The organism is Wolbachia endosymbiont of Nomada ferruginata (assembly GCF_001675785.1).
Classification (GTDB): domain Bacteria; phylum Pseudomonadota; class Alphaproteobacteria; order Rickettsiales; family Anaplasmataceae; genus Wolbachia; species Wolbachia pipientis.
The window spans coordinates 1-21,604 of the sequence record NZ_LYUY01000011.1 but is presented as its reverse complement, the minus strand read 5'-3'; the positions used below and the strand labels follow the sequence as shown (position 1 = coordinate 21,604).

General features: G+C 34.2%; 36 protein-coding genes and 1 pseudogene. 3 read left to right on the top strand and 34 right to left on the bottom strand.

What is annotated here, in order from left to right:
* The coding region (locus BA053_RS01380) for an integrase core domain-containing protein (RefSeq protein WP_156518214.1) at positions 1-304 on the top strand (304 nt) is incomplete at its 5' end.
* Between the two features lie 37 nt (positions 305-341).
* Here BA053_RS01380 and BA053_RS01375 read toward each other — a convergent pair.
* Positions 342-1,862, bottom strand: coding sequence for an HlyD family type I secretion periplasmic adaptor subunit (locus BA053_RS01375; protein WP_174525401.1), 1,521 nt, complete (start codon positions 1,860-1,862; stop codon positions 342-344).
* A gap of 266 nt (positions 1,863-2,128) precedes the next feature.
* On the opposite strand from BA053_RS01375, the gene fabG reads away from it, so the two are divergent.
* Together fabG and BA053_RS01365 are read left to right on the top strand one after the other, a co-directional pair.
* Positions 2,129-2,863, top strand: coding sequence for a 3-oxoacyl-[acyl-carrier-protein] reductase (gene fabG / locus BA053_RS01370; protein ID WP_065094549.1), 735 nt, complete (start codon positions 2,129-2,131; stop codon positions 2,861-2,863).
* 95 nt (positions 2,864-2,958) lie between these two features.
* Positions 2,959-3,288, top strand: coding sequence for a TrbC/VirB2 family protein (locus BA053_RS01365; RefSeq protein WP_065094548.1), 330 nt, complete (start codon positions 2,959-2,961; stop codon positions 3,286-3,288).
* Between the two features lie 27 nt (positions 3,289-3,315).
* On the opposite strand, the gene BA053_RS01360 is transcribed toward BA053_RS01365, so the two are convergent.
* From BA053_RS01360 to BA053_RS06575, 33 genes and pseudogenes are all read right to left on the bottom strand, one after another.
* The gene (locus BA053_RS01360) at positions 3,316-4,596 is read right to left on the bottom strand and encodes a M48 family metalloprotease (protein WP_065094547.1); all 1,281 of its coding nucleotides are present in this window, start codon (positions 4,594-4,596) and stop codon (positions 3,316-3,318) included.
* Between the two features lie 71 nt (positions 4,597-4,667).
* The gene (ribB, locus tag BA053_RS01355) at positions 4,668-5,312 is read right to left on the bottom strand and encodes a 3,4-dihydroxy-2-butanone-4-phosphate synthase (RefSeq protein WP_007549343.1); all 645 of its coding nucleotides are present in this window, start codon (positions 5,310-5,312) and stop codon (positions 4,668-4,670) included.
* 6 nt (positions 5,313-5,318) lie between these two features.
* Positions 5,319-5,813 (bottom strand): transcription elongation factor GreA, encoded by a 495-nt coding sequence (greA, locus tag BA053_RS01350; RefSeq protein WP_065094546.1) that lies wholly within the window; start codon positions 5,811-5,813, stop codon positions 5,319-5,321.
* A gap of 9 nt (positions 5,814-5,822) precedes the next feature.
* A complete protein-coding gene (atpA, locus tag BA053_RS01345; protein WP_065094545.1) occupies positions 5,823-7,364 on the bottom strand; it encodes a F0F1 ATP synthase subunit alpha in 1,542 nt (513 codons plus the stop codon).
* Entirely contained in the window at positions 7,361-7,921 is a 561-nt protein-coding gene (atpH, locus tag BA053_RS01340) for an ATP synthase F1 subunit delta (RefSeq protein ID WP_010962742.1), read from the bottom strand. The genes atpA and atpH overlap by 4 nt, the downstream gene beginning before the upstream one ends.
* A gap of 41 nt (positions 7,922-7,962) precedes the next feature.
* A pseudogene (locus tag BA053_RS06580) lies at positions 7,963-8,289 on the bottom strand (YraN family protein); the annotation flags it as partial.
* Between the two features lie 30 nt (positions 8,290-8,319).
* Entirely contained in the window at positions 8,320-8,748 is a 429-nt protein-coding gene (rplQ, locus tag BA053_RS01335; RefSeq protein WP_007550873.1) for a 50S ribosomal protein L17, read from the bottom strand.
* Positions 8,749-8,755: 7 nt separating this feature from the next.
* Positions 8,756-9,823, bottom strand: a complete 1,068-nt coding sequence (locus BA053_RS01330) for a DNA-directed RNA polymerase subunit alpha (RefSeq protein WP_065106676.1) — start codon at positions 9,821-9,823, stop codon at positions 8,756-8,758.
* 21 nt (positions 9,824-9,844) lie between these two features.
* A complete protein-coding gene (gene rpsK / locus BA053_RS01325; RefSeq protein WP_065094543.1) occupies positions 9,845-10,231 on the bottom strand; it encodes a 30S ribosomal protein S11 in 387 nt (128 codons plus the stop codon).
* A 24-nt stretch (positions 10,232-10,255) separates the two neighbouring features.
* The gene (gene rpsM, locus BA053_RS01320) at positions 10,256-10,624 is read right to left on the bottom strand and encodes a 30S ribosomal protein S13 (protein WP_010962745.1); all 369 of its coding nucleotides are present in this window, start codon (positions 10,622-10,624) and stop codon (positions 10,256-10,258) included.
* Between the two features lie 59 nt (positions 10,625-10,683).
* Complete coding sequence (locus tag BA053_RS01315; protein ID WP_007550178.1) at positions 10,684-11,325, bottom strand: adenylate kinase family protein; 642 nt, start codon at positions 11,323-11,325, stop codon at positions 10,684-10,686.
* Positions 11,322-12,650: a preprotein translocase subunit SecY gene (secY, locus tag BA053_RS01310; RefSeq protein ID WP_065095309.1), complete on the bottom strand. Its 1,329-nt coding sequence runs from the start codon at positions 12,648-12,650 to the stop codon at positions 11,322-11,324. The genes BA053_RS01315 and secY overlap by 4 nt, the downstream gene beginning before the upstream one ends.
* Before the next feature lie 3 nt (positions 12,651-12,653).
* Positions 12,654-13,124, bottom strand: a complete 471-nt coding sequence (rplO, locus tag BA053_RS01305; RefSeq protein WP_006279863.1) for a 50S ribosomal protein L15 — start codon at positions 13,122-13,124, stop codon at positions 12,654-12,656.
* A 3-nt stretch (positions 13,125-13,127) separates the two neighbouring features.
* Positions 13,128-13,640, bottom strand: coding sequence for a 30S ribosomal protein S5 (rpsE, locus tag BA053_RS01300; protein ID WP_010962748.1), 513 nt, complete (start codon positions 13,638-13,640; stop codon positions 13,128-13,130).
* Between the two features lie 12 nt (positions 13,641-13,652).
* Complete coding sequence (rplR, locus tag BA053_RS01295; protein ID WP_065094541.1) at positions 13,653-14,024, bottom strand: 50S ribosomal protein L18; 372 nt, start codon at positions 14,022-14,024, stop codon at positions 13,653-13,655.
* A gap of 5 nt (positions 14,025-14,029) precedes the next feature.
* The gene (rplF, locus tag BA053_RS01290; protein ID WP_007551152.1) at positions 14,030-14,575 is read right to left on the bottom strand and encodes a 50S ribosomal protein L6; all 546 of its coding nucleotides are present in this window, start codon (positions 14,573-14,575) and stop codon (positions 14,030-14,032) included.
* Between the two features lie 16 nt (positions 14,576-14,591).
* Positions 14,592-14,987 (bottom strand): 30S ribosomal protein S8, encoded by a 396-nt coding sequence (rpsH, locus tag BA053_RS01285; protein ID WP_007551150.1) that lies wholly within the window; start codon positions 14,985-14,987, stop codon positions 14,592-14,594.
* A 21-nt stretch (positions 14,988-15,008) separates the two neighbouring features.
* A complete protein-coding gene (rpsN, locus tag BA053_RS01280; protein WP_006279345.1) occupies positions 15,009-15,317 on the bottom strand; it encodes a 30S ribosomal protein S14 in 309 nt (102 codons plus the stop codon).
* A gap of 16 nt (positions 15,318-15,333) precedes the next feature.
* The gene (gene rplE, locus BA053_RS01275) at positions 15,334-15,867 is read right to left on the bottom strand and encodes a 50S ribosomal protein L5 (protein ID WP_010962750.1); all 534 of its coding nucleotides are present in this window, start codon (positions 15,865-15,867) and stop codon (positions 15,334-15,336) included.
* Between the two features lie 6 nt (positions 15,868-15,873).
* On the bottom strand, positions 15,874-16,191 hold the full coding sequence (gene rplX, locus BA053_RS01270; protein ID WP_065095310.1) for a 50S ribosomal protein L24: 318 nt from the start codon (positions 16,189-16,191) through the stop codon (positions 15,874-15,876).
* Positions 16,191-16,550 (bottom strand): 50S ribosomal protein L14, encoded by a 360-nt coding sequence (rplN, locus tag BA053_RS01265; RefSeq protein ID WP_006279348.1) that lies wholly within the window; start codon positions 16,548-16,550, stop codon positions 16,191-16,193. Before rplN ends, rplX begins: the two co-directional genes overlap by 1 nt.
* Before the next feature lie 13 nt (positions 16,551-16,563).
* Positions 16,564-16,800 carry a 30S ribosomal protein S17 gene (gene rpsQ, locus BA053_RS01260; protein ID WP_064124649.1) on the bottom strand — a complete coding sequence of 79 codons (237 nt, stop codon included), beginning with the start codon at positions 16,798-16,800 and terminating at the stop codon, positions 16,564-16,566.
* Positions 16,793-16,996, bottom strand: a complete 204-nt coding sequence (gene rpmC, locus BA053_RS01255; protein ID WP_064124648.1) for a 50S ribosomal protein L29 — start codon at positions 16,994-16,996, stop codon at positions 16,793-16,795. The genes rpsQ and rpmC overlap by 8 nt, the downstream gene beginning before the upstream one ends.
* 11 nt (positions 16,997-17,007) lie before the next feature.
* Complete coding sequence (rplP, locus tag BA053_RS01250) at positions 17,008-17,421, bottom strand: 50S ribosomal protein L16 (RefSeq protein WP_065094539.1); 414 nt, start codon at positions 17,419-17,421, stop codon at positions 17,008-17,010.
* Positions 17,422-17,435: 14 nt separating this feature from the next.
* Positions 17,436-18,050, bottom strand: coding sequence for a 30S ribosomal protein S3 (gene rpsC, locus BA053_RS01245; protein WP_010962753.1), 615 nt, complete (start codon positions 18,048-18,050; stop codon positions 17,436-17,438).
* A 39-nt stretch (positions 18,051-18,089) separates the two neighbouring features.
* The gene (gene rplV, locus BA053_RS01240; RefSeq protein WP_065106675.1) at positions 18,090-18,437 is read right to left on the bottom strand and encodes a 50S ribosomal protein L22; all 348 of its coding nucleotides are present in this window, start codon (positions 18,435-18,437) and stop codon (positions 18,090-18,092) included.
* Positions 18,438-18,442: 5 nt separating this feature from the next.
* Complete coding sequence (gene rpsS, locus BA053_RS01235) at positions 18,443-18,727, bottom strand: 30S ribosomal protein S19 (protein WP_006279181.1); 285 nt, start codon at positions 18,725-18,727, stop codon at positions 18,443-18,445.
* Between the two features lie 3 nt (positions 18,728-18,730).
* Complete coding sequence (gene rplB / locus BA053_RS01230) at positions 18,731-19,555, bottom strand: 50S ribosomal protein L2 (protein ID WP_065106674.1); 825 nt, start codon at positions 19,553-19,555, stop codon at positions 18,731-18,733.
* Position 19,556: 1 nt separating this feature from the next.
* Complete coding sequence (locus BA053_RS01225) at positions 19,557-19,844, bottom strand: 50S ribosomal protein L23 (RefSeq protein ID WP_065094538.1); 288 nt, start codon at positions 19,842-19,844, stop codon at positions 19,557-19,559.
* Complete coding sequence (gene rplD, locus BA053_RS01220) at positions 19,841-20,455, bottom strand: 50S ribosomal protein L4 (RefSeq protein ID WP_065106673.1); 615 nt, start codon at positions 20,453-20,455, stop codon at positions 19,841-19,843. Before rplD ends, BA053_RS01225 begins: the two co-directional genes overlap by 4 nt.
* 2 nt (positions 20,456-20,457) lie before the next feature.
* Positions 20,458-21,180, bottom strand: coding sequence for a 50S ribosomal protein L3 (gene rplC / locus BA053_RS01215; protein ID WP_065106672.1), 723 nt, complete (start codon positions 21,178-21,180; stop codon positions 20,458-20,460).
* Positions 21,181-21,189: 9 nt separating this feature from the next.
* Complete coding sequence (rpsJ, locus tag BA053_RS01210; RefSeq protein WP_065094535.1) at positions 21,190-21,510, bottom strand: 30S ribosomal protein S10; 321 nt, start codon at positions 21,508-21,510, stop codon at positions 21,190-21,192.
* Between the two features lie 14 nt (positions 21,511-21,524).
* A partial coding sequence (locus BA053_RS06575) for an EF-Tu C-terminal domain-related protein (RefSeq protein WP_156517993.1) occupies positions 21,525-21,604 on the bottom strand: 80 nt, incomplete at its 5' end.

Here is a 21,604-nt window from a genome sequence, read left to right as displayed (position 1 = left end):
TAAAGCCAACTCTCCACAGACTAATGGCATATGTGAAAGGTTTCATAGAACCATGCAAGATGAGTGTTACAATATCATCTTTAGAAAGAAAATCTACAGTTCTTTGGAAGATCTACAGATTGATGTTGATCATTGGTTGCGTTCTTATAATGAGACAAGACCTCACTCGGGTAAATATTGCTATGGCAAAACGCCTATGCAAACTTTTCTTGATAGCAAATATATTGCTTTTCAGAAAAATATTAGTAGCATTACACAAGAGCCTGATATTAGTTTTGACTACCTCAATTCTTCTGTCAGTTAATTCTTGTCTGTCAGATCAAATCTTGTCTTTTACAGAGCTACCTTTCTATAAAAGACCTATCGACTGTTGCAATTATAGGCGTAAACAAGAATGATAAAAGAGTACGGGATTGAGTAACTATGTACACTTCTGCTGGCATACCAGGGTATAGGTATACGTTTTTAAACTGAGCAAGCTCTGGTTTTGGTATCACTACACGTACTGAATAATAACGCCCTAGCCTTGGATCATCAAGGGCATCGGGAGAAATATTGCTTACTATACCATTAATTAAACTTAAACGACGTGCACTGTAAGCACTTAAACGAACTTTAACCTTTAGCCCTTCTAGCCCATCAATAGAGACTATGTTGCTATCTTTCTTTTGTGCTGACAGTATCTCTTCTATGTTTCTGGTCTGAATTTTAGCATCTATTATTAGGTCATCATCCGATGGCACTACGCTCATGATCGGAACTCCAGATTGTATAACACCACCTTCAGTATGGTATCTTATATCTGTGACTATCCCATCTTGAGGCGATTTAATTATTGTACGTGCTAATGAATCTTCAGCAACCATCAGTCTCTCTTTCAAGTCTGCAATAGACGTACTAACTTCCTTAAGTTCAGCGTTTGCTCTTTCTTGAGAATCATTTCTCACGTTTATAATTTCTAATTCGTTCTCTCCAATTTTTTGCTGCACTTGAGATATTGCAGAACGGTAATGTCCAACTCTGCCTTCAATTTCAGCAAACTGCTTTTCTAAAGCTAAAATGTGTGGTTTGCTTATATGGCCACTATCAAGTAATTGTCTTTTTGTTTCCAACTCCTCAGTTATCAAGTCATATTGCTTATGAGCTGCATTTAGTTGAAAGTTTAGCCCCGCTAATTCATCATTTAACTGCTTTATACGTTGTTGCAGTATGTCTGTTTTTCCCAATATGCTCTTTCTCTGAGAGTTGAACAACTTTACTTGATTCTTTATCGCTTTATTTACAAGTTCATCGTGAGATAATTTTTTAACCTCATCAGGAAACTCGAGCGTGTCCAAATCTACTCTGATTGCAAGAAGCCTTGCTTCTGTTGCTAAAAATGATAAGAGCTTCTCTTTGATGATACTTAAATTCGCCTTCTCGTTAACATCACTCAACAAAACTAGAGGCTCATCTTTTTTAACTGCTTGACCCTCTTTTACTAAAATTTTGCTTATTATTCCTCCGCCCAAGTGTTGAACTATTTTTCTATTTGAAGATACAATAACTTCTCCACTTGCATGCACCGCACCGTCAATTGGAGCTATAGCCGACCAAATACCACCTATCCCAAAAAAGATGAGTATTACTACCAGACCAAAAAATAGTGGTCCCCATGTTACTTTCAGGACTTCATTTACGTTATTACTTTCGCGTTTTAAAATAAAATTTATCATCGCATCAATCAATGCGAACGTCTTATCTAAAAACTTTGGGTACTTCTTCTTTTTATTTTTTGCTCCTTGCATATTTATATTATCACTATGGCCAATCAGGCCTGTCAAAGAAAATCCAGTGCTAAGCTTTTTCAACTTACTTATCATAATACTACTGTGAATTTGTGTTAACTCAAGATAACACACAAAAACAAAGAATCTATAATTTAAGCATTCCATTTAGACTGTAGAACACCAGAATAAACTATTTAGTAACAATTCCTGCATCAACTATGTTTTTAAAATTTTTTGATGTTTAACTTTATTATAACTTTTCCTTTATTTTGTGAATATCTGAGTTACTTATATTATGTAAGAAATCTATTGCCAACTAGTCAATATTCTGTTAGGAATTAAGATAATATAAAGTTATTATGTTTGGATTGGAAAGCAGAAAGTTCCTGATCACTGGCGCATCAGGCGGAATAGGGCAAGCAATTGTAAAAATTATGCACAAAGCCGGAGCAACTTTATGTATTTCTGGCACAAAAAAAGAAGTGCTCGAAGAAGTTGCTAAACAATATGAAAAAAACATGCATGTACTCCCTTGTGATTTATCAAATGCTGAGGAAGTAAATCAACTAATAAATAGAGCAAGTGAGCTGATGGAAGGCTTTGACGGGCTCGTATGCAATGCGGGTATTACGCGAGACAGTTTATTATTGAGAATGACAGATGAAGCATGGCAAAAAGTAATTGATATTAACTTGAGCTCTACATTTAAGCTGAGTAGAGAAGCATGCAGAAAACTAATTAAGAATAATTGGGGAAGAATTATAAATATTTCCTCAATAATAGGGCTGACAGGAAACGCCGGGCAAGCAAATTATGCGGCGTCTAAAGCTGGAATAATAGCTATGAGCAAATCCATAGCAAAAGAAGTTGCAAGTCGTAATATAACAGTAAATTGTATTGCTCCTGGGTTTATAGATACTAAAATGACTGAAGTTTTAAATGAAGTGCAAAAGGGAAAAATATTAGATAATATTCCAATGAAAAGAATGGGAACAGGGGAAGAAATAGCAGCAGGGGTCTTGTTTTTAGCAAGTGATGAAGCAAAATATATAACAGGGCATGTGCTCAATATTAATGGTGGGTTATTTATGTAGCAACACTTATGTATGGACAAATTATAATTTTTACTTTAAAACAAAAATATGTGTAGGTTTAGGTTTACGTTAATTTATTATTTAGAGGCAAAAAAATGAGCTCTATAATGGAATTTTTTAGTGTTTTTTGCGTAGTATTGCTTTTCTCTTTCTCAGGTTATGCAGCTGACCCTGATATGGATGACACAACTAAAGTAATATGCAATATTATTGGTTATGTTTGGGGGATAGGCGGTCCACTTATGACGGTAGTAATAATTGGTGCAGCTTTGCTTGCAATATTTGGCAGGATGCCGTGGCCAGCCCTCTTTGCTCTTGGCGTGTTCTGTGGTGTATTTTTTGGCGCTAAAACTATCATAACGAAAATTATGCCCAACGTAAGCGATGAAGCAAAAACTATGTTGGAAAAGTGTGGACAAAAATAATCCAAAAAGTGCAGAAATGCTTTTTTGTTATCCATTAAACCGCTTCATATCTTCAACTTGCAACAAATAAGGGCTATCTTTTGGTAGAGTTTTAACAGCTAGCTCAGCATATTTTGTAAATTGCTTTAAATCACCTTCAATACAAGCCTTTTTTGTCAAGGCAAAATAATGCATTGCCGTATCAGCTTCACATTTATATGCAATGCTTAAATATTTCCAGACAAAAGCGTTATTTGGTTCTACATTCAAAATCTGCTCCAGGTAAAAAATCGCCTTTTTTGCATCACCGTGTAATAATAAAGTATGAGATAATGCAAGTTTCACTAAATAACTGTTTTTCTCAGATAAATACCTAAGCGATTCCTCATACATTTTTATTGCTTCACTTAAATTTCCGGCCTTGTATAGCATTTCTGCTTTTAATTCATATAGGTATGGATCACTGTGTGACTCTTGAATCAATGAATTAACTTTAGCAATAGCCTCTTCTATCTTTCCTTGCCTATAGCAAACTATAGCATTTACATACTCAGAATTATTTTCATATTTATTAGATAACACATGAATAGGAGCAAAGAAAGAGTCTAGCTTGGCAACCACACGCTCAAACTTTAGTAACTTATCCGCAAAAATTGGTTTTACGTTGTTTTTAACCTTATAATTTTGTACAGCAAATATACGTTTCTCACTAAGTGGGTGAGTGCGGAAATATTCCTCGGTGTTCTCATGCTCAATACTTTTAAAATAATCAAAAATCTCTTTCATACCTGAATTATCATAGCCAGATTCATCAAGATACCTTAAAGCATAGCTATCTGCTACACTTTCTTGCTCTTGAGAATAGTTAAAAAATAGCCTTGAACTAAACGCTACACCACTAAGCAAAATTGCACCAGCAACCTGAGGGTTAATGATAATACTAGAAACTAATCCTACCATATAACTAATCATTGCTATCGATTGAAAATAACCCATAGCACTACTCATTTGCAATATATGACCAGCAGATATGTGAGCAATCTCATGTGCTAATATACCAAGCAGGACATAAGGTTTAGCCGAATATTGTAAAAGTCCTAAATGAATGAAAATACTGTTATTGTTAATTACAAAAGCATTAATCGAATTGTCATTAATTATAAAAACTTTTATTTGCTCATGATCAATATCCGCAGCAGAAAATAAAGGTTGCGCTAGCTCTTTCACTATTGCTTCCACTTCACTATCTCTAATAATGTTAATAGAGTAAGCATTATTATAATATGCAAAAAAGAACAATAAGGTCAAAAACTTAGCAACTCTAAACATGAAAATTCTGTGCTTGTATAATTTATAGAAATTCTATATTTTAACACTTAAATTATACAAATTTATAAACGCTAGTTTAAATTTTTAACGTAACTGATAAGTTTGTCGATGGTAGTTAACTTAATTTTATGTTGTTCAGCAAATTTAAGTAACTGAGGTAAGCGCATCATAGAGCCATCATCATTCACTAATTCACAAATAACTGCTGAATGATCAAACCCTACTAACTTCGCCATTTCAACACTCGCTTCAGTATGACCAGCACGTTGTGCCACCCCACCTTTATGTGCAATTACAGGAAAAACATGACCTGGAGTTATGATGTCATCCTGAGTACCATCCTTGTTGATAGCAGCATGTATAGTTTTCGTTCTATCCTCTGCTGAAACACCGGTTGTAATGCCATAACGTGCATCAATTGATGTAGTAAATGCGGTATGATTTTCACCAATATTTTTCTTTTCCATGAAATTAAGGCCCAACCTTTTCATGTGAAATTTAGTCATTGCTAAGCAAACAACCCCTGTACCGTACCTAACCATAAAAGCCATATGTTCCGGCTTTATTTTCTCAGCTAAGACAATCAAATCGCCTTCATTTTCTCTATTTTCATCATCAACTAAAATGAATAATTTACCGGAACGAGCATCCTCTAATACATCTTCCACAGAAGAAATACCTGGTAGACTCATTGAAGCATAAGTGGCCTGTACCATAATAATTTACTTAAATTCAATCTTAACTATTTTATACAATTTCTCTCCATTTGGCACTGTCACTTCCACATATTCACCGACTTTTTTGCCGATTAAGGCACTCCCAAGTGGTGAACTAGTAGATATTAACTGCTTTGAAACATCAGCTTCATATTCGCCTACAACCTTATAAACATATTCCACTTCACCGTTATTATCACTTAACATGCTTAATGTCACAATTGCACCAAACATTACTGAATCACCAGACAAATTTTTTACTTCTATTACTTCCGCATGTGAGAGCTTACTTTCTATCTCCATTATACGGCCTTCAATAAAACCTAACCTTTCCCGTGCTGCATGATACTCTGCGTTTTCAGACAAATCACCTTGATCACGAGCATCAGAAATAGCCTGTATCACAGAAGGTTTTTCTTCCTTTAATTTTTCAAGTTCGGCTTGCATATTCTCAAAACCTTCACTCGTTATAGGAAATTTATTAATAATGGATGAAGCCATAATCACCACCTAAACGCAATTAAATTGAGTAACGAAATTACTCACAATGTTAAAAATATCACCTTTTATATCATCACTCATGTCATTTGACAACTTTTTTAAAACCCCAGGATGCACAGTATGAAAATAATTAATAAGATCATGTTCAAATTTATTAATGTAACTTATTTGTATTTTACTTAACTGATTATATAGGTTAGAAAAAATATACATCAGCACTACTTGCTCTTCTATTGACATAGATAAATGTTGTTTTTGCTTTAATAACTCGACAAGATATTTACCCTTATTCAAGGATAATTGAACACTAGCATCAAGATCAGAACCAAATTTTGCGAAATCTTCTAATTCTCTATACTGAGCTAAGCTTAGCTTTATAGAACCAGCAACTTTCTTCACAGACTTTAGTTGTGCAGCAGAACCAACCCGTGAAACTGACAAACCTATATTTACTGCAGGTCGAAATCCTTTATAAAATAATTCAGACTCAAGAAAGATCTGCCCATCGGTAATTGAAATAACATTTGTTGGCACATATGCAGATACATCACCAGCTTGAGTTTCGACAATTGGCAAAGCAGTTAAAGAACCCTGCCCTTTTTTATCAGACATTTTAGCAGCTCTTTCAAGCAAGCGAGAATGTACATAGAATATATCTCCAGGGTAAGCTTCACGACCAGGAGGACGTCTGAGCAATAAAGACATCTGCCTATATGCCACAGCATGCTTAGATAAATCATCATATATAATCAAACAATGCATTCCTTTGTCACGGAAAAATTCCCCAATAGTGCAACCAGCATAAGGTGCTAAAAATTGCATAGGCGCGCAGTCAGATGCACTAGCCACAACTACAGTTGTATACTCTAATGCTCCGCTTTCTTTCAGCTTATTTACCACTTTTGCTACTGTTGAAATTTTTTGCCCAATAGCAACATAAACACAGTAAACTTTTTGATTTTCGTTTACCTCATCGTTAATCTTCTTCTGATTGATAATAGTATCAAGCGCAATAGTAGTTTTACCAATTTGTCTATCACCAATAATTAATTCACGCTGCCCTCTACCTATTGGAATTAGCAAATCTATAATTTTAATTCCTGTTTGCAGTGGCTCATGCACAGACTTACGATCAATAATGCCTGGCGCTTTAGATTCTATATCCATTCTGTTTTTGGCTCTAATTTCCCCACCGTCGTCCATAGGATGGCCCAACGCATTTACAACTCTCCCTAACAATTCATGCCCTACAGGCACCTGCACAACATCACCACTACATTTTACAACGTCCCCTTCTTTCACATCACGGTCATTACCAAGCACAACTATTCCAGCCGTATCATGATCTAAATCGAGAACTATTCCTTCTACACCACTTGCAAAAAATACCTTTTCACCGAATTTTGCTTTTTCCAGCCCATAAACCAATGCGATACCATCTGTTACTGAAATTACTTCACCTATATTTTCCCGCTTTATAGGATTATCAAACGTCTCAACTTTTTCCCTTATTACACTTGCTATCTCAGAAACATTCATACTGTTCTTCATACAAAATTCCTTACTTTTAATATTTCCATTTTACTTAAGTCAACTAACCTATCCAAGTAACTTTTTAGCGAAGCATCGATCAAATTAAAACCATACCTAACTACGAAGCCACCTAGTATAGAAGGGTCAACCACATTGCTTACTTTTATTATTTTACCAAGAAAGCTCAAAGATTCAGTAATTATTTTTATATCAGATTCCTTTAAAGTTTCTGCTGACTTTATAGTAATTTCGAATTCATTTTCATTTTCTCTTGCAAGACTTAAGAATTTTTCTAATATAAGGATCAATAAACTAGAGCGTTTATTTGCAAATATAACCATAATAAATTTTACTAAATTCTCACTCAAGTGCTCATTTATAGAAAGCATCACTTCTTTTTTGTGTGCAAAAGAAATCATAGGATGAGATAGGTACACAAAAACATCACGTTGATCCTTAAAAAAAGCCAACAAAAATTCTACTTCTTTCCTTATAATACCTAACCTGCTTCCTGAGACATGAAATAGCACTCTAGCGTAAGATGAAACTAAATTATTGTATTGGGTCTTTTTCATATTAAATCCAGTAAATCTAAATTAATTCAGCTACAAATCTTTCATTCTTCAATCCAAGCATTTTTTATATAAACAGGTCTTCTCTTTAAGGAAAGAAAATATAAATCATATCTGACTGAATAATCTAAAAAACTAAGGTTTTTACTTAAGAAATACTTAGAAGAATTTATAATAGACTGACATTGAAGATGAGATATCGGTATTTCTTTTCCAAGTAAACTTGTTTTAACTTCTATAAAAATCAGCTCCTTTTTTTTAGATACAATTAAGTCAATTTCACCGAACTTGCAACGGTAACGGCGTTTTATAACATTATACCATTTCAGTTTTAAATATACTAAAACTAATAACTCGCCAAAGTAACCTACTTACCACAAGAAGAACAATTATGATAACAATTAACTTTGTGTAACTACTTTGCCTCCTTCTTTATTTTTACTATAAACCTTACCTCTTGCTGCAATATCCCTATCAACCAGTTCTATCACTGCCATTGAAGCGCAATCACCCTTTCGAGTGCTAAATTTTATTATTCTAGAATACCCACCTTTACGATCTTGATAACGGCTGGCTAAGACGTTTAATAACTTATCAACTGCTAACTTACTATTATGAAGGCGTGAAAGCAAAAGTCTTCTACCATGTAAAGTATTCTTATTCTTAGCAATTGTAATAAACTTTTCGACATATGGACGAAGTTCCTTAGCTTTTGGTAAAGTAGTTACAATCTGCTCATGGTTAATTAATGAGATAGATAGATTCTTTAACGTCGATAATCTATGTTCAGTACAACGAGATAGTTTACGTTTTTTTATTCCATGTTTCATATATCACCTAATCTTCATCAGTATGTTGTTTAGCCAACTCATCTATATCCTTAGGTGGCCAGTTTAGCACATTCATACCCAAAGACAAGCCAAAATTAGTCAAAACTGCCTTAATCTCATTCAAAGACTTTCTGCCAAAATTAGCAGTTCTTAACATTTCACCTTCTGTCTTTTGCACAAGATCACCTATATAAGTGATGTTTTCGTTTTTCAGACAGTTATGAGACCTGACAGATAATTCCATTTCATCTACCTTACGCAATAAGACAGGGTCATAACCCAAATCTTTAGCACCACTAGACGAAGAAACCTGCGATTTTTTATAACTTACATCAGAACTAATAAAGGGCTGAAGTTGCTCCTGTAATATTCTTGCAGCAGAGTCAACAGCTTGACTCGTAGAAATTGTACCATCAGTTTCAATTGACAATATCAGCTTATCCTTATCAGTCACTTGGCCAACACGACTGTTCTCTACCCTGTACGAAACCCTGTTGACAGGGCTATACAAAGCATTAACTGGAATAAAACCAATTAAATCCTGTTCACTCATAAGCTTCAAAAGTTCATTTTCTTTATATTTAGTTACAAGAAGATAACCTTTTCCGCTAGCCACATATATGGTCATGTTAAGCTCCACATTTTGCCCCAGCGTACATATTAACAAATCTTTATTAACAATAGAGCATTGATCATCAGTTTCTATCATCCCAGCTAATACCTGGCAAGGCCCTTTAGCGTTTAAATTTAAGCATTTATTAGAAGCACCATTTAATTTACACCTCAACATACCCATATTTAATACTATATCAGTTACGTCTTCTCTCACCCCTTGAATTGAAGTGAACTCATGAGTTACACCTTCAATTTTTATTCCATAAACAGCACTACCTTTAAGAGAAGATAACATTACACGTCTTAATGCATTGCCTAATGTTAAAGCAAAACCACTTTCCAACGGTTCTAGCACTATATCACTTTTTTCACTTGAATCATCTGATATTACCTTAACTGAACTAGGTTTAATCAATTTATCTAAATTGCTACAGAGAGAAACATCATTATTATAATACATAAAACAACCTTTTCAAATATCCTATACTCTTCTTTTTTTTCTTAACCTGCACCCATTATGAGGAATTGCGGTTTTATCTGCAATTGAAGTCACAGTCAACCCACAGCTCTGAAGTGCTTTAACCGCAGCTTCGGTACCAAAGCCAGGACCGCGAATTATTACAGAGACAACCTTCATACCAAATCTCTCCATTGCGTTCTTCGCAGCAGACTCCGCAGCCTTACCTGCAGCATAAGGTGTGGATTTTCTCGAACCTGAAAAACCACATGCACCCACAGAAGTTTGACATAGCGTATTACCATGAACGTCAGTTACATTTACAAAAGTATTATTAAAAGTTGCACGAATATGGACAACACCAGTAATAAACTCCTTCTTACTCTTACCAACCGTTTTGACTTTTTTCATTAAAACTCACAATAATAATAAATTTTATTTTTTCCCAGCAATAGGCAACCGAGATCTACCTTTACGAGTCTTAGCATTAGTATGAGTCCTTTGCCCTCTCACAGGTAAACCTTTTCTATGTCTCACCCCTCTATAGCATCCCATTTCCACTAAAGATTTTATGTTCATAGCCACTTCTTTTCTGAGCTCACCTTCTATAACATAATTTTGTCTAATGAAACCGCTGATCTTTTCTATATCTTCATCTCGTAATTCTGAAACACGTTTGCGCTTATCAACTTCGCAAGCGTGACAAATTACATTCGCAGTAGCAATACCTATACCATATATATAAGTTAATGCAAAAGGAACACATTTCCTCACTGGAATATTTATGCCTGCAATACGTGCCACTGGTACCTCGATACTTTATTAATAACAACTCTTAATTTATACCATAAAACAACTCAGAGTCAAACCAAATTACAAGAAATTTTACTTTCAATCTCTTGCGTTACCTCATCAACACTCAAATTAGCGTCAATTGTTAATAATTTGCCTTTATAATATTCGCGTAAACCTTTCATTTGAAGGTGATATTCACTTATTCTCTTATTAATTGCAGACATATCAGCATCATCAATTCTTTTCTCTAACCTCGTACTTTTACATTTAGCACAAGTAGTACTCTTAAAAGAAGATACACTATATATGCTTTTACAGTCCAAACACGCGAGACGATTTTTTAACCTATCGATTGCAATATTATCGTCAAGCTGCAGCTCAACTACAATGTCAACATCCCTATTATATTTTTCTTGCAAAACTTGAGTCAAAAAATGAGCCTGGTTTAAATTTCTCGGAAAACCATCTAATAAGCAATTATCATCCACTAATGCAAGCTGGTCACGTAATAATCCACATATAATTTCATCTTGAATTAAATTACCAGATTCCACGGTACCCTTTATTTTTTTACCTAACTCACTACTGCTAGATATAATATTCCTTAATAAATCCCCTACTGAAATTAATTTTAAATTATATTTTGCTATTAACAAGCTTGACTGAGTACCTTTACCAGAACCTGGAGGACCAAAAATCGTAATGATCATCTTACTTTCCTCGTTTTAGACTCATATTTCTTTATCCAGTTGTCGTACCTATTTGAAAAAATATAAGATTGTATTTGCATAATAGTATCAGTAATAACGTTCACTATAATCAGTAAGCTCGTCCCACCAAAAATAAATGGTATATCATAATAATATCTCATAACTTCAGGTACAGTACATATGACTACCAAATACGCAGAGCCAATGAATGTCAACTTAAAAACTATATCTTGAAGGTAATCAGAAGTATGTTTCCCAGGCCTTCTACCAGGTATAAAACCACCATTTTTTTTAAGAAAATCTGCGTTTTCCTCTGGATTAAATATAAAATTGGTATAGAAAAAATTAAAAAATACTATCAGCACCAAATAGGCTACAATATATACTACTTTATTTGCCATAAAGTAATTCAAAATAAAATCAGAAAAAGCGTGCCCCTTATAGAAATTTGCAATTGAAATAGGTGTCAATAAAATTGCATTAGCAAAAATGGTTGGTACTACACCAGATAAATTAATCTTCAATGGAATATAAGTAAAATCGTCATTATGTAATCTTTTAAATTGCTTTTTAGGATGTTGAACAATAACCTTTCTATAAGAAGACTCTACAAAAATGACTAAGAGTAGCAGCAAAAAAAACAATACCAAAACAAAAAGGATAATAAATAACGATACGCTACTGTTTTTATTTAACGTTAACAAAGATGACAAAGCGCTGTGTAACTCTGATATTATACCCGTGAAAATGATTAATGAGATACCATTGCCTATACCGCTAGCGCTGATTCGTTCACCAAGCCATATTAAAAGCATAGTTCCACCTAAAAGGCTGAAAACACCTATTGTACGAAACATAACACCAGGTTCGATTACAACCAATACCCCTTCCCTATTCATCCCTTCCAATCCAACCAAAATTGGAATTGATTGAAATACACAAATTACTATGGTCAGATAGCGTATATAAGAATTCATCTTTCTACGGCCTGACTCTCCATCATTCTTAACTTCCTTCATTCCTTTAATCGCAGAAGAAAGTAACTGAATAATGATAGAAGCCATTATATATGGCATAACGTTCAATGCTAGAATTGTCATTCTAGCCAATGCACCACCAGAAAATAAATTAAATACTCCAAAAACGCCTGAGCCATCTTTGGGAAATATATCATTAATTACATCAAGATTAATTCCAGGAATAGGCACATAAGTACCCAAGCGATAGCAAATTAAAGCTATTAGCGTAAAAAATATACGCTTTAATAAATCGCCTTTATATAACAACGTAGGATCCAAGCTATTAAATGCTGATTTATTGCCCATGACTTACGATAGTATTTCCACACTACCACCAACTGAAGCTACAGATTTTTTTGCAGCTTCTGACGCAAAATCAACATGAAACACAAATTTTTCGCTCAACTTACCTTTATTAAGAAGTTTAATTTTATCCTTAATAGACTTTATAAAACCTAATTTATACAGCCTCTCCTTATCTATAACAGAGTCTTTCACTATTTTTTTAGCTTCCATTAAGCGCTGTATATCGCCAACATTAATTATAGAGTATATGCTCCTACGTATAGGCTTAAAACCTCTTTTAGGCAAACGAGTATATATAGACTGTTGTCCACCCTCAAAACCATTTATAGAAACTCCACTTCTAGCCTTCTGCCCTTTATGCCCTCTACCGGATGTTTTACCTTTACCACAACCGATACCTCTACCCAGCAACTTAGGCTTCTTTTTCTTAGATAATTTAGTAAATATAGAGTTTAATTTTACAGCATTATTCATACTTTACCTGTTTCCAACTATCTCGCTAATCTTTTTGCCTCTTTTGCTTGCTACCTGACGAGGAGATAACATACTATCAAAAGCCTTAAACACCGCACATATAACGTTATGAGGATTATTTGATCTAGTGGATTTAGCTACCACATCCTTTATACCTAACACCTCAAAAACTGATCTAATCGCTCCACCAGCAATAATACCTGTTCCGGCTCTTGCGGTTCTTAAAACTATCTCACCAGAACAAAATTTAGCTTTAATATCATGATGCAAAGTTCTACCTTCACGCAAGTACACTCTAATCATTGATTTCTTTGCAGCATTTACAGCTTTGACTCTTGCTTCAGCAACTTCTGCGTGCTTACCTATTCCACACCCTACCCTACCCTTCTCATCGCCAACAACAACCAAAATTGAAAATGAAAATCTTCTACCACCTTTGGTAACCGTTGTCACTCTTCGTACCGAAACTAAAAGCTCTGATAAATCATTATTATTTTGTAAATTCTTTATAGCCATATTCAAAACCTTCTAAAATTCAAATCCAGAACTTCTTAAAGCCTCAGCAAATTGAGAAACTAATCCTGTGTATTTATACGCTCCACGATCAAACGTAAGCTGCTGCTCTAATTTCATGCCAGACAGACGCTCAACCATTAAAGAAGAAACCTGTTTTATAGTTTCAGCGTTGACTTTCCCTTTACATACATCCTTAATTTTAGCATCCAAAGTAGAAGCTGAAGTGAGAGTTATTCCTTTTACATCATTAATTAACTGGACATAAAAATGCCTATTAGATTTAAATATGGATATACGTAAACGTTCAGCGCTCTTGTCAAGCTTCGCTCCATTACGTAACTTCCTTTTTTCAGAATTACTTAAAAAATTATACGATCTTTTCATTTTTATTACTTCTTTTTACTTACAACCTTACGCAGCATAAATTTGCCTTTTATTACAACACCCTTACCTTTATAAGGATCATATTTTCTAATTTTGCATATATCAGACGCCACCATATAGACCTTCTGCTTATCCATACCACTAACTACTAAGTGAGTTGGCTTTATGCACTTAATCTCAACATCTTTAGGCACTTTATATTTAACATTATGGCTATAACCAAGATACAAAGTCAAATACTTACCATCACACTCTGCCTTATATCCCACACCGTTAATCTCAAGATTAACAGAAAAACCATCAACCATGCCGTTAATGATATTATTAATATTACTCCTATAAGTGCCCCACATAGGCTTTATTTTATCATAATTATCTTTATCTTGATCAACAGAAAGCAATAGCTGATTATCAATAATCTGACACACAACATCCCTGATCAAGCTAACTTCCTTTTCAGCCTTAGCACTCTTTATTAACATACTACCATTATTATATTCAACTGAAACACCAGCAGGAATATTGATAGGAGCAGCACCTATACGAGACATGAATTTCTCCTATTATTTAAAACACACGACACAAAACTTCTCCACCAACCTTTAACTTATGTGCATTATAATCAGTCATCACTCCTTTGGGTGTCGATATAATAAAAATACCAAGACCATTATATGCTTTAGAAATGTCCTTATACTTAGAATAACGACGACAACCAGGCTTTGACACCCTAACTATGTCACTAATTACAGGTGACTTCTCATAATACTTCAATTTTACAATGAAAGAAGGTAAATTATCTACAACTTGCTTTTCATAATCAAGGATATACCCTTCCTCTTTTAAAATCTCCAATATAGAAGAATTCATCTTAGAAAATAGTACCCTTGTTGCCCTATGCATTGCCAATTGAGCATTACGTATCCTTGTTAAAAAATCACCAATACTATCAGATAACGCCACAATATACTCCTTATATTATATTTACCAACTAGACTTTGTAACTCCTGGAATTTGCCCAAAAGAACATAAATCACGCAAAACAATTCTACATAAACCAAATTTTCTATATACTCCTCTTGGTCTCCCAGTTAAAGCACACCTATTTCTAATTTTGGTTTTAGAAGAATTTCTAGGCAATTTTTTAATTAATTTATTTTGAGCTGTAAACCTTTCTACAATAGACAAATTCTTATTATTTATTATAGATTTCAATTTTTCTCTTTTTTCTTTATATTGATCGCACAACTTTATTCTGCGAAGATTTCTTTCTATCATAGATTTTTTTGCCATATATTTCTCCTCTTAATTAATCAAAAAAAGGAAATTTAAGAGCCAGTAATAATTCCTTTGCTTCCTTATCACTAACTGCACTTGTTATAATATTAATATCCATACCTCTAATTTTACTTATTTTATCATAGTCTATTTCTAAAAACGAGATATGTTCCTTTATACCAAAGGAAAAATTACCATTACCGTCAAATTGCTTCACACTAAATCCTCTAAAATCTTTTTCCCTTGGCAAAGCAATATATATCAATCTTTCTAAAAACTCATACATTTTATCTCTACGCAAAGTTACTTTGCAACCTACTGTAGCACCTTTTCTGATCTTGAAGCCAGAAATAGATTTTTTTGCAAAAGTTGATAAAGGCTTCTGCCCAGCAATCAAATATAGGCTATCAAGTGGTTCATTTATTGCTTTACTATCTGTAGCAGCATCTCCAACGCCCATATTGATACACACCTTGACAAGTTTAGGCACTTGCATTATATTGCCGTAATTAAACTTATCCTTCAAGGACTTTACTATGCTATCTTTATACAATTCTTTAAACATATCAACCTAATCTATCACTTCTCCAGAAACTTTTGCAAAACGCACTTTTCTACCGTCTATAACCTTAAACCCCACTTTAGTTGGAGTTTTATATTTAGGGTCCAATGTTGCAACGTTGGATATATCAATAGCTAACTCTTTATTTAATATACCACCACTACTACCAGCTTTTGGTTTAGTATGTCTCTTATGCACATTCACTCCAGAAACAATTACTTTCTTTTTAGCATCACGTGCTATAACTTTGATTACCTTACCAATTTTTCCCTTATCTCTACCAGTTAAAACTATAACGTCGTCACCACTTTTTATTTTAGCACTCATTATAAAACCTCAACAGCTAATGACATTATCTTCATAAAAGAACCAGATGATAACTTTTTTACCGGACCAAACACCCGAGTGCCAAGTGGTTCACCTTGATCATTAATCAAAACTACAGCATTGCTAGAAAAACGAATTACAGAACCATCAGATTTTCTAATAGGGCTTTTCACCCTCACCACAACTGCTCTATATACTTTTCCCTTCTCAACCTTCCCTCTTGGAGTAATAGATTTAGTAGATACAATAACTGTGTCACCTATAGATGCAGATTTTCTACCACCCAATAAACCAATACAAAGCACTGCACGCGCACCAGAATTATCAGCTACTTCCAATAATGTATTTTTTTGAATCATGTAAATATCCTATTCAATGTGAGCTATTAACAACAACCCATTTTTTAGTAGTAGAAATAGGCTTGTGTTCTTGTATTAAAACCTTGTCCCCTTCTTTACAACTATTATTCTCATCATGTGCTGTATACTTCTTGTATTTTTTTATAACCTTTTTATACAGCTCATCCTTATACACTTGTAATACCGAAACCTTTACAGTCTTATCACACTCAGCCTTAGTTACAGTACCACAAAAAACCTTTTTAGGCATTCTTTTCCTCTCTTCTTCTTTTATTTAATGTAGTTAGAATACGAGCTATGCTCTTTTTTATTAAGCTAAAACGCGAAATATTGTTGCACTGGCCCAGCTTTTTTTGAAAAACCAAATTAACAAACTCTTTTCTCAAATTCACAAGAATTTCATGCAATTCTTGCGAGGACCTCGATTCAATGTCAGCTATATCCATTGCAACTCCATTTAATTATGATTAGATACAAATTTACACTTCATAGGAAGCTTAGCAGTTGCCTTTTCAAGCGCCAATCTTGCTAAATGCATGGGAACATCACTGCTAATTTCAAACAACATTCTACCGGGCTTAGCTTTAAATACCCAAAACTCAACACTACCTTTCCCTTTACCCATACGCACATCCGCCGGCTTTTTACTAACAGGGGTATCAGGAAAAATTCTTATCCACACTTTACCAGAGCGTTTTAATGTTCTAGATATTACACGCCTTGCAGTTTCAATATGCTTAGATTGAATCCTACCTACTTCTATAGCCTTTAGACCATAATCTCCAAAAGATAATGTGCTACCACCTTTCGTGTTACCCTTAATTCGTCCTTTAAATACTTTTTTATATTTACTTTTTTTAGGAACAAACATTTCAATATACCTAATTAGTTACCAATATAAACCCAGACCTTAACTCCTATGATGCCATATATAGTTTTTGCTTCAGCAAAAGCATAATCTATATTAGCACGTAAAGTATGCAAAGGCAAACGGCCTTCTTTATACCACTCAGTACGAGCTATCTCAGCTCCGCCAAGGCGCCCAGAACAACTTACTTTAATACCTCTAGCACCCATCCTCAAACAACTTTGAATAGCTTTTTTCATCGCTCTTCTAAATGAAACCCTTTTTTCTAACTGCTGTGCAATGCTGTTTGATATTAAAACTGCATCTATTTCAGACCTTTTAACCCCTACTACATTCACTTCCACATTATTTTTTACTTTTTCAGCTATCTTTTGCTTTATCTTCTCAATATCCGAGCCTTTCTTACCTATTATCACTCCAGGTCTAGAAGAATGTATTATTACAGATACCAAATCGATCGTACGCTCTATAATTACTTTAGAAACACCAGCATGCTTAAAAGATTCATTTATATAACTGCGAATAGATAAATCTTGATGCAACCCTTGTTTATAACCCTTCTCAGCATACCAAATAGATGACCAAGTATTAATTATTTTTAACCTAAATCCTTTAGGATTAACGTTTCCCATATTTTTGCACTTTCCTTATTAATTTTCTATTTTTATGAATCATATAATTTCCCCCAATTTTACAGTTATATTACTATAACGTTTACTAACTCTATTAGCTCTACCCATAGCTTTTGGACATACCCTACGCAAAGTAAGAGACTTACCTATTAAAATTTCTTTTATATATAAATTATCGATATCCAATCCATAATTTTGAGCATTAGCAATCGCAGAATTTAATACCTTCCTTATAAGACCTGCAGCTTTCTTTTCACAAAATCTTAATTGCACAGTGGCAAAAAAAACTTTTTTATTACGTACTAAACCAGCAACCAAATTCAATTTACGAGGAGTTGATTTTAAAACCCTAGAACCAGCTTTAACTATTACATCTCTGTTTTTCATATCAATTACCTTCTTGTCGCCTTTTTATCACCACTATGCCCAGTAAATTTACGAGTGGGTGAAAACTCACCAAACTTATGACCTATCATATTCTGATCATTAACATTCACAGGAATGTAATCCTTACCATTATAAACAGCAAACTTTAAACCTAAACAATTAGGAAGAATTACAGAAGCCCTGGAATGAACTTTTATAGCCATGTTAACAAACCCCTTGTTTAAAGCATTATTCACCGACTTTAATATAGAAGGATGACAAAAAGGAGGCTTCCATGCAGATCTACTCATAAACTAACCTTTCAACTGTTTTATATACTTATCACTAGATTTATTTCTCTTCCGAGTTTTCTTTCCTTTTGTTGCAACACCCCAAGGAGTAACAGGATGACGACCACCAGAGGTTTTTCCTTCCCCGCCCCCATGAGGATGGTCAACCGGATTCATTGCAACTCCACGTACAGTAGGTCTAATCCCAAGCCACCTACTTCTCCCAGCTTTACCCAACTTTCTATTCTTATGGTCAGGGTTAGATACTACACCAATAGTAGCCTTGCAAGAAGATAAAATCAACCTAATTTGACCAGACCTGAGTCGTAATAAAACATATGGGCCATCACGACCAACGATTTGTGCATAACAACCAGCAGCTCTAGCAATCGCAGCACCATTACCTGGCTTCAGCTCAACATTATGAACGAAAGAACCAACAGGTATATGCTTGAGTAGCAAACAATTCCCTGGCAAAATATCAGCATCATTCCCAGCTGTAACAACATCACCTGGCTTCATACCTTGAGGAGCTAATATATAAGACTTAATATCATCTTCCTTATATGATATTAACGCCAAAAACCCACTTCTATTTGGGTCATACTCTATTTTTTCAACTATACCTTGACCACTTCTATTACGCTTAAAATCTATCACTCTATACTTCTTTTTGTGACCACCACCCCTATGACGAGTTGTAATTCTACCATGATTATTTCTTCCACCACTGGACTTTTTACCAGATGTAAGAGACTTTTCTGGCTCATCTTTTGATAAACCAACTTTACTTACTAACACAGTCCCACGAGAAGACGGAGTAACAGGATTAAAAAATTTCATACCCATATTAAACGCTCATTATATCTAATTTTTGACCATCCATCAAAGAAAAATAAACTTTCTTTTTCTGTTTTTCACAACCAATCACACCCCTAAAACGCCTATATTTAGGCTTAACTCTAACAACATTTATAGAAGAAATTTTAACATCAAATAGAGACTCTATTGCCAACTTTATTTGACGCTTATTTACATTTACAAAAACATACAAAGAATATTTATTAAACTTCTCCCTCAAAAAAGAGGCCTTTTCTGTAATTATAGGAGATTTTATTATATTATTATATTTGATCATAACAATCTACCTTCAAGATGCTTTAAAGTATCCTTTGTCAACATCACGCATTCGTGATTCAATATATCAAAAACATTTAACCCAATAGGTTTGATTAAGTCTACATAGTGCAAGTTTTTAGCCGCACGCAACAAATCATCTCCATAATCACCAACTATCAAAAAGGAAGAAAATTTAAAATTTTTAATACATTTACACACTTCAGACGTTTTCTTCACATCAATATTTAAATTATCCAGAATAATTACTTGATTATTTAAATACTTTAGAGATAAAGCAATTTTTAAACCAAATTTGCGTACCTTCTTATTAAGAGAATAAGTATGACTCCTCACAACAGGGCCGAAAATAATCCCACCACCTCTAAATTGAGGAGATCGCAAGCTCCCTTGTCTTGCCCTACCGGTACGTTTTTGACCATAAGGTTTAGCTGTTGTACCAGAGACATCACTAATACCTTTTGTTTTATGAGTACCAGCTCTTCTCTTCGCTAATTGCCATCTCACTATATCATGCAAAATACTCAATTTTTGCTTAGCAGAAAATATCAAAGGATTGAGCTGAGCAGTACCTACATTATTATTAGATAGATTAACTAAATTACATTCCATAACTAACTTACCAAATTACTAGCATCATCATTTACATCTAACAGCAGACCTACCGGAAAAGGAACATCTTTATGTAAAGATTTTTTAACTGCATCTCTTACAAAAACATAGGAATTTTTAAACCCAGGAACATTATTACCCTTCACAGCAATTATACTATTTTCATGATCAATGGATAATATCTTCATATTTTGTGCAGTTATCCTGCTGTTACCTAAATGACCAGCCATTTTCTTTCCTTTGAATACTCTACCAGGATCCTGACATTGGCCAGTGGAACCTTGTGACCTGTGAGCAATAGAAACACCATGAGATGCCCTAAGCCCACTGAAATTATGCCGCTTCATCACACCAGCAAATCCTTTACCTATAGAATAACCCGTAATATCAAGATATTGACCAACCACAAAATGATTGATTCCCACTTTTTTACCACATTCTATTCCCGACAGGTCATTTAATCTACTTTCGTATAACTTACATTTATTATTTATACCCTTTTTCTTTAAATATTCCAACTGAGGTTTTGCTATATTTTTAAAATCTCCTGTGCCTAAAATAACTGAATTATAGCCACATTTATCTTGTCCTTTCATATCAATAATATAAGTTTCGCTGAGATGCAATAAAGTTACAGCCATGCGACTATTGTCAGAATACATAGCAGTATGACCAATATTCATCATTAGTAAACCAATTCTCCTCAGCAAATTTATTCTCTTCATTTCCTTCTCCTAAACCTTAACTTCCTTGACTTTTAAATCCACTTCTACGCCAGCAGAAAAAGATAAACCTGTAAGCATCTGCATCATAGTAGGAGTAAGATCATGTAAAACAATCAAACGCCTAGAAGTTCTTATTTCAAACTGTTCACGAGATTTTTTATCAACGTGAGGAGATCTATTAACAATAAATTTAGAATCTTTTCTTGGCAACGCAATCGGACCAGATAATTTTGCACTGGACCGCTTTAATTCATCAACAAATTTTCGAACACACTCCTCCAACAAAGAACAATCGAAAGCCTTAATGTTAATATATATATCTTGCTTCATCTTAGTTACTACACTCACTCCAAAATTTCAGAAACAACACCAGAACCAACAGTTCTACCGCCTTCTCTTATCGCAAAACGCAATCCCTTATCCA

Bases quoted from the DNA above. Each gene is read 5' to 3' on its own strand.
- rplQ (WP_007550873.1), bottom strand. From the start codon at position 8,748: ATGAAACATGGAATAAAAAAACGTAAACTATCTCGTTGTACTGAACAT.
- secY (WP_065095309.1), bottom strand. From the start codon at position 12,650: ATGGGCAATAAATCAGCATTTAATAGCTTGGATCCTACGTTGTTATAT.
- rpsJ (WP_065094535.1), bottom strand. From the start codon at position 21,510: ATGAAGCAAGATATATATATTAACATTAAGGCTTTCGATTGTTCTTTG.
- rpsK (WP_065094543.1), bottom strand. From the start codon at position 10,231: ATGAAAAAAGTCAAAACGGTTGGTAAGAGTAAGAAGGAGTTTATTACT.
- rplN (WP_006279348.1), bottom strand. From the start codon at position 16,550: ATGATTCAAAAAAATACATTATTGGAAGTAGCTGATAATTCTGGTGCG.
- rplX (WP_065095310.1), bottom strand. From the start codon at position 16,191: ATGAGTGCTAAAATAAAAAGTGGTGACGACGTTATAGTTTTAACTGGT.
- rplD (WP_065106673.1), bottom strand. From the start codon at position 20,455: ATGGAATGTAATTTAGTTAATCTATCTAATAATAATGTAGGTACTGCT.
- BA053_RS01365 (WP_065094548.1), top strand. From the start codon at position 2,959: ATGAGCTCTATAATGGAATTTTTTAGTGTTTTTTGCGTAGTATTGCTT.
- rplP (WP_065094539.1), bottom strand. From the start codon at position 17,421: ATGTTTGTTCCTAAAAAAAGTAAATATAAAAAAGTATTTAAAGGACGA.
- rplR (WP_065094541.1), bottom strand. From the start codon at position 14,024: ATGAAAAGATCGTATAATTTTTTAAGTAATTCTGAAAAAAGGAAGTTA.
- rplE (WP_010962750.1), bottom strand. From the start codon at position 15,867: ATGTTTAAAGAATTGTATAAAGATAGCATAGTAAAGTCCTTGAAGGAT.
- rpsQ (WP_064124649.1), bottom strand. From the start codon at position 16,800: ATGCCTAAAAAGGTTTTTTGTGGTACTGTAACTAAGGCTGAGTGTGAT.
- rpsC (WP_010962753.1), bottom strand. From the start codon at position 18,050: ATGGGAAACGTTAATCCTAAAGGATTTAGGTTAAAAATAATTAATACT.
- ribB (WP_007549343.1), bottom strand. From the start codon at position 5,312: ATGGTACAGGCCACTTATGCTTCAATGAGTCTACCAGGTATTTCTTCT.
- rplF (WP_007551152.1), bottom strand. From the start codon at position 14,575: ATGTCTCGTATAGGTGCTGCTCCTATCAATATTCCTGCTGGTGTTTCA.
- rpmC (WP_064124648.1), bottom strand. From the start codon at position 16,996: ATGGATATAGCTGACATTGAATCGAGGTCCTCGCAAGAATTGCATGAA.
- rplB (WP_065106674.1), bottom strand. From the start codon at position 19,555: ATGGGTATGAAATTTTTTAATCCTGTTACTCCGTCTTCTCGTGGGACT.
- rpsN (WP_006279345.1), bottom strand. From the start codon at position 15,317: ATGGCAAAAAAATCTATGATAGAAAGAAATCTTCGCAGAATAAAGTTG.
- rplO (WP_006279863.1), bottom strand. From the start codon at position 13,124: ATGAATAATGCTGTAAAATTAAACTCTATATTTACTAAATTATCTAAG.
- atpH (WP_010962742.1), bottom strand. From the start codon at position 7,921: ATGAAAAAGACCCAATACAATAATTTAGTTTCATCTTACGCTAGAGTG.
- atpA (WP_065094545.1), bottom strand. From the start codon at position 7,364: ATGAAGAACAGTATGAATGTTTCTGAGATAGCAAGTGTAATAAGGGAA.
- fabG (WP_065094549.1), top strand. From the start codon at position 2,129: ATGTTTGGATTGGAAAGCAGAAAGTTCCTGATCACTGGCGCATCAGGC.
- rplV (WP_065106675.1), bottom strand. From the start codon at position 18,437: ATGAAAAACAGAGATGTAATAGTTAAAGCTGGTTCTAGGGTTTTAAAA.
- BA053_RS01375 (WP_174525401.1), bottom strand. From the start codon at position 1,862: ATGATAAGTAAGTTGAAAAAGCTTAGCACTGGATTTTCTTTGACAGGC.
- rpsS (WP_006279181.1), bottom strand. From the start codon at position 18,727: ATGAGTAGATCTGCATGGAAGCCTCCTTTTTGTCATCCTTCTATATTA.
- BA053_RS01360 (WP_065094547.1), bottom strand. From the start codon at position 4,596: ATGTTTAGAGTTGCTAAGTTTTTGACCTTATTGTTCTTTTTTGCATAT.
- BA053_RS01225 (WP_065094538.1), bottom strand. From the start codon at position 19,844: ATGATCAAATATAATAATATAATAAAATCTCCTATAATTACAGAAAAG.
- rpsE (WP_010962748.1), bottom strand. From the start codon at position 13,640: ATGGCTATAAAGAATTTACAAAATAATAATGATTTATCAGAGCTTTTA.
- BA053_RS01330 (WP_065106676.1), bottom strand. From the start codon at position 9,823: ATGTATTATAATAATGATGTTTCTCTCTGTAGCAATTTAGATAAATTG.
- greA (WP_065094546.1), bottom strand. From the start codon at position 5,813: ATGGCTTCATCCATTATTAATAAATTTCCTATAACGAGTGAAGGTTTT.
- BA053_RS01315 (WP_007550178.1), bottom strand. From the start codon at position 11,325: ATGATCATTACGATTTTTGGTCCTCCAGGTTCTGGTAAAGGTACTCAG.
- rplC (WP_065106672.1), bottom strand. From the start codon at position 21,180: ATGAAGAGAATAAATTTGCTGAGGAGAATTGGTTTACTAATGATGAAT.